The 5,866-nt window shown below is 30.2% G+C and carries 6 protein-coding genes; 1 reads left to right on the forward strand and 5 read right to left on the reverse strand.

All coding sequences use genetic code 11. The features are described 5' to 3' along the window. Window positions 1-628 (reverse strand): transposase (locus tag IJL02_RS11725; protein ID WP_292816661.1); only part of this gene is annotated, 628 nt, incomplete at its 3' end. Window positions 629-804: 176 nt separating this feature from the next. Next, complete coding sequence (locus IJL02_RS11730) at window positions 805-2,016, reverse strand: ATP-binding protein (RefSeq protein WP_292816663.1); 1,212 nt, start codon at window positions 2,014-2,016, stop codon at window positions 805-807. Between the two features lie 355 nt (window positions 2,017-2,371). Between IJL02_RS11730 and IJL02_RS11735 the strand changes: the two genes are divergently transcribed. Next, on the forward strand, window positions 2,372-3,223 hold the full coding sequence (locus tag IJL02_RS11735; RefSeq protein WP_292816665.1) for a CPBP family intramembrane glutamic endopeptidase: 852 nt from the start codon (window positions 2,372-2,374) through the stop codon (window positions 3,221-3,223). 194 nt (window positions 3,224-3,417) lie between these two features. Here the strand turns inward: IJL02_RS11735 and IJL02_RS11740 are convergent, their stop codons facing one another. The 3 genes from IJL02_RS11740 to IJL02_RS11750 all read right to left on the reverse strand — a co-directional run. Beyond that, the gene (locus tag IJL02_RS11740) at window positions 3,418-4,284 is read right to left on the reverse strand and encodes a CPBP family intramembrane glutamic endopeptidase (protein ID WP_292816667.1); all 867 of its coding nucleotides are present in this window, start codon (window positions 4,282-4,284) and stop codon (window positions 3,418-3,420) included. 152 nt (window positions 4,285-4,436) lie between these two features. Beyond that, window positions 4,437-5,135 carry a CPBP family glutamic-type intramembrane protease gene (locus IJL02_RS11745; RefSeq protein ID WP_292816669.1) on the reverse strand — a complete coding sequence of 233 codons (699 nt, stop codon included), beginning with the start codon at window positions 5,133-5,135 and terminating at the stop codon, window positions 4,437-4,439. A 72-nt stretch (window positions 5,136-5,207) separates the two neighbouring features. Continuing rightward, window positions 5,208-5,866, reverse strand: a 659-nt coding sequence (locus IJL02_RS11750; RefSeq protein WP_292816671.1) for a CPBP family intramembrane glutamic endopeptidase, incomplete at its 5' end; no start/stop codon positions are given.

Here is a 5,866-nt window from a genome sequence, read left to right on the forward strand (position 1 = left end):
CTATTCCGTTGCTTAGGGTTGCTAATGTTCTAAGTCCCAAATCAATCCCAATACGATCAAAAGTCTTTTCATATGTTTCGATGGGTGTTTCAATGTTGAATACAGCATAAAATTTACCGTTGTGTCTTTTTATGGTGACGTTATTGATTTTAGTATCCTTATTGTTTAAGATTTTTTTGTATTCATGACTGGTTCTGAAGTATACTGGTCCTAATTTTGGTAGAACAATCCTGTTATCCTGTATTCTTATATTCTTGTTGTTTTGTATCCTGAAAGATTGTTTAGGATTATTTTTATTTTTAAACCATGGATATCCACTATTTTCTTTGAAAAATTTATTAAATGCTTGTATTAGGTCCCTGTATACCTGCTGTAAACTGCTGGATTCTGAAAGACCCAAAAAAGAATACTCCTTTTTCAACATCATCAACATCACATTGAAAGTGATCATATTGCATTTTAATTTAGTGTATCCATGTTGTATAAACAAAGAATAGGTCTTTTTGTATTCAGCTAAAAGGTGATTCCACACAAAACGCGCATTACCAATATTCTGATTAAAAACATCAACCATTTCCCTTTTAGGATACAACCTAACCTCCAAACCTTTATTAACAACCTTAACCACACACAACACCCAAATACTATAATACTACAAATAAAATATATATTAAAAAGACATATATTAAAAATTAGCAAGAGAGCATTTGAAAAGTAATACTCATTATTTGTGTAATTCATCCATGACTTAAAGAAGTCATGGTATTCTTGCACACTTAAGATAATACTACTGAAATATCTAAATTATATTGTTGTATCTTTTAGAAAGTCAATTATATTTAAGTGCATTATTCCATTTTTTGAATAATCCCAATTATCAAGTGTTAAAATGTATTTAGGATAGTTGTCATTAATTTTTTCAAGACTTCTAAATTCCCTATCCCTTGTAGTTTCATCCAGTATGCTTTCAGACACTTGAACATATATTGTTTTATTTGGTTTTTGGCATACAAAATCAACTTCAAGTCCATCAATGTTGCCTATGGTTATTTTATAATTTCTTCTGAGAAGTTCTAAAAAAACTATGTTTTCTAAAATTTTTCCTCTTGATTTGTTGAATCCTGTTTGAATCTCATAAAATCCGGAGTCAATGCAATAATATTTTTCATTTGTTGTTAGGATTTTTTTAGTTTTGATTTCTTCCCTTTTTGATTTGATTAATATATATGCATCTTCAATTTGTTTTAGATAATTGCTGATGGTATTTGTTGAAACGGAGATTCCTTCATGTTTTAAAAAATTTCTGATGGAATTAACTGAAAATGTTTCACCAGTATTCACTATCATGAATTTGATTAATCTTTCTAAAAATACGACATCACGGATGTTGTTTCTTGAAATAATGTCTTTCAATACGATTGTTGAAAAAATATCTGTCAAATAATCAATTTTTTCCTCTTCATCGAAATTGAGTGTTCTTGGAAGGCCACCATATTTCATATATTCATTAAATATATTTAATTCATCATTTTGGGTGATTTGCCCGTATTCGGTTTTATGATAATCTAAAACTTCATTAAACGAAAATGGAAACATTTCTATTTTGATGTATCTTCCTGAAAGAAGTGTTGCTAACTCTCCTGATAAAATCTGTGAATTGGATCCGGTTATATAAATATCTGCATCCAAATCAATCCGATATGCATTTATGCTTTTTTGCCAATTATTAATTAGCTGGATTTCATCAAAGAACAAATATATTTTTCCGTCAATATTCTTTGATTTGTTAAAAATTAGGTTATTTAGATCTTCATGATTTTTGATTTTATCATACTTTGCAGATTCTAAAGGCAGATAAATGATATTATTTTCGCTAACTCCATTTTCTTTAAGTTCATTTATTATTTGCTTTAAAAAATATGTTTTGCCTGATCGTCTAAGACCTGTGATAACTTTAATTTCTTCTTCATCAATGAATTTACGAATTTTTTTTAAATAAGACTCACGGATTATCATAATTGTATAATAATCTATTGTTAATTTATATAAATATTTTCCTTTTTTAAATCTCATACTGATAAAAAATATAAAATTTATAAAAAATTTTCATTATATAATTTAAAATTATAAATATTTGCCTACTGCGATTCTATGAAAAAACAATATTAAATAATAAACCTACCGAAATATCACAAGCTCATCCACAAATTTAATTAACCAACCAAATCTAAACTATAGTATAGAAATGTTGAGAGAAAAAATAATTAATGATATTTAAAGTGATAACAATGATGATACCATCGGAAATATCAATTACTTATGATTTGTTCTCACTTACCAGTAATAAAATTTTAAATCAATGGAGGATTTTATGAACTTATCAAAACTGTTTGAAAAAAATGAAAAAAAAGAATTTACAACATTTCCAACAACTCTGGAAACATATGCGTGGTATAAACCTTTTTTAATAATAATTATAGCAGCAATAATTGCTTTGGTGATATCAATTGCAGTATTTAAAATTACAGGAGCAAACCCTAATGCAGGTGGAATAGAAAAAGTTATTGTTTCAGCAACTACTATGATTGCGTTGATTCCAGGCATTTATATTGGATTTAAATTGGTCTATAAAATTCCGTTTTCCACACAGATAGCGCCTGTCAGGAAATGGAATTGGAGTATTTACATTAAAGTATATATTATAACTTTAATTGTTTATGGAGCATTACAACTAATACCTCTTTTAGCTTCAGGAATGCCAAGCATAACCAATACTTCAATTGCAGTTCTCATATTGTGTTTGATTTTGCCAATCTTTCAGGGTTTTGCGGAAGAATACTTGTGCCGTGGACTACTGATGCAAACCTTCGGATCATGGTTTAAAATACCTATTGTGGCAATCGTCCTTCAGGCAGCAATATTCTCCATAGTGCATAATTACGCGATACTAGCAGCCATAGGAGTATTTTGCGTAGGACTTTTATATGGTTTGATAACCTGGTATGGTCAAGGTCTTGAATCAGCATCAGCAATGCATGCGGTAAATAATACGTTTTCATTTCTTGCATTGGGAATAGGTCTTCAGCAGACAGTATCACCAAACAGTGCAATTGATTTTGTGATGAATTTAGTTTTCCTGGTAATCCCAATCATAATTGTTTTTGCATTGGATAAAAAATTCAATTGGTTTGGTGAAATCCCAGAAAACACTCAAAACATATGATTATTCAATTATGAATAATCTTTTTTTCTTTTTAAGGAGATATTCAACCGGATACAACTTAAAAAGAGCACATGACAAAATAATCATGAAAAATAGAGAATCAATTTAAAATTTTGCACACATCCTCTTTTTAAATCCTCTAAAAATTTTTTTAATTAATATCCGGACAAAAAGGGACATGGTAGAAAATATGACTATTTTTTAGGATAGCAAAAAGCTAAAATCAATACAATAACAAATACAACAGTTGCAATTAAACTGGATTCAGGTCCAAAAGAACCTCCATTGATTAAATTTTGGCCTGCTTGACTAAAATTCATTAATGATGGTGTTGAAATGCCACTTACATTGAATCCGAATATGATTCCCTGTGAAAAATTCCATGCTGTATGAACACCGCCGCAAATCCAAATATTGTCAAATCTCAAAAACAGGACTGCAAATACTATTCCAACAATGAAAATATTTACAACTGATAATAAATCAATTCCAGTATTGAGTAAATGTGGAATAACAAAAACAATGCTGCTGATTACCATCGCAGCAAATATTCCATGCCGTTTATAGAAATAGGTCATTGTCCAGCCACGAGTATATATTTCCTCACCAAAACATTGGATAGCAAATAATATGAAACATGGACTCAGATAAACTAATGAGGACAAATCAAAACCATTGAACCTGAACTGCCCAAGAAGCATGCCTATTGCCACTACTGCAGAAAACATTAAAAAACCAATCAATAAACCTTTTAATGTAGATGAAAGTGCATTGCCTTTAGAAAATCCTATGCTTCTCCAACTGCGCTTTTCTATTTTAGTGACATAGAAATATATTATAAAAGGAACAATGATGAATCCGCCCATAGAAAAAAATACTACATCTGGAATGGGACTAATTGACATGAATATGAATTCAAATATGTTCAAAATAACAAACATCACCAAAAATAAACCGATGAAAATGCCTACCTCTTTTATTGTTGACATCTCTTTAACATTAATTCTTGCTTCCTTTAACGTTTCTGATTTATCAGCAAAAAATTTAATATTATCCAACATAAGTATCACTTTAAATTTTATATCACAAACTATATTGTGCTTGGATTTCAGTTATTTTTTTGAGTTATATTATAATATTTTTATTTATTTTAAATGCATTAGTATTTACAGCCCATGAAATAAAAATCTTCGAGCTGTAAAGCTTGAGGAGTTCATAATGGAATTCCAAGTAATGCAATGATGAAAATAATTTCATCCGTTAATAAGTGAGTAAGGTACGGAACAATTAGGTTTTTGGTTTTAATATATCCATAAAACTCGAATATTGAACCAAAACCCTGTACGAAAAGTGCAAATATTAACATGGTAGGGTTATATGCATGGAAACAGGCAAACATCACCATTATTATAGCAACGGAAATGATCACAGCCAATCTACGATTATTTGATAATTTATAAATCACTCTTAAGAAAAATATGAATGGGATGAACTTAAAGAATTCCTCACCCATCAGTGAAAATATTGATGTAACTAATGTCATGATTGTTACTGGTTCTGAACCCATAGTTCCGGGGCTGACTATTCCAAATTGCTTCAATATCATCTCCATTACCATTCCATATACAATATATCCTACAAAAAGAGCCACTATAAGGACAAGATCTTTACGGGACGGCATCCTGAATATTGCTTTATAATCCCATTTTAAAAAATATAAGACAGGTACAATAAACACTATGCAGCCTAATATTATAAAAGGTAGATTTCCTGAAATCACTGCTAATAAGGTTCCAGCAATGAATGAAACAAATAAGACAACCCATCCCCATTTGGGAATATACGGATTTTTATTATAAAACGGGAAATCATAACCTTCATCTTCAAATTTAAATCTATCTATTACTGTCATATTATCAGCTTTGTTTTAATTATTATTCATTTGTTTAAGTCCATGTTATTTATTATTAATAATCTATGGATTCTAAGAACTTTCAGGTATTTCTCCGAACCAATTTGTTTTCTTGCCCACCAAATACAGTACAATACTTAGTATTATTTCAAAAATAATTGTTCCCACAACACTCCCTAATTGCGGAGTGGATGTTGATGCGTGGAGTCCAAGCATGACGAATAAACCAACAGTGAAATTATTTGCGGTATGTATGGCAGAACTTACTTCAATACCATTTGTTTTCCAAGCGAAAAATCCGTAGATAAGACCCATAACTAGTATTCCAAAGAGTCCGAAACTGTTATATCCATGGAATAGGGCAAATATTATTGCCTGAATGACAATCGCTAAAAGAGGTATTTTAAACCATAATCCAAATGTCTGCAAAAGAACTCCTCGAAACATGAATTCCTCTGCAATGGATTGGAGAGGCACGAAGATGCAAATAGCTATTAAGAACATTATTGAGATTTGAGATGTTCCTTTTGCTCCAGTAAGAGCAGAATCTATGCCCTGATATACTATGTACATTATTAACGGTATTATTAATGCCTTGAAATAGAGTTTGAAATTCCATCCTCCGCGTGAAGATGAGTAGGAGGAAAATGGTCTGTCATTAACAATTTTTGATGCCAAATACAATGAAGGAATGAACATGATTAAAATAAGATCTGAGATAATTATAGGCA

Source organism: Methanobrevibacter sp., from assembly GCF_017427765.1.
Taxonomy (GTDB): domain Archaea; phylum Methanobacteriota; class Methanobacteria; order Methanobacteriales; family Methanobacteriaceae; genus Methanocatella.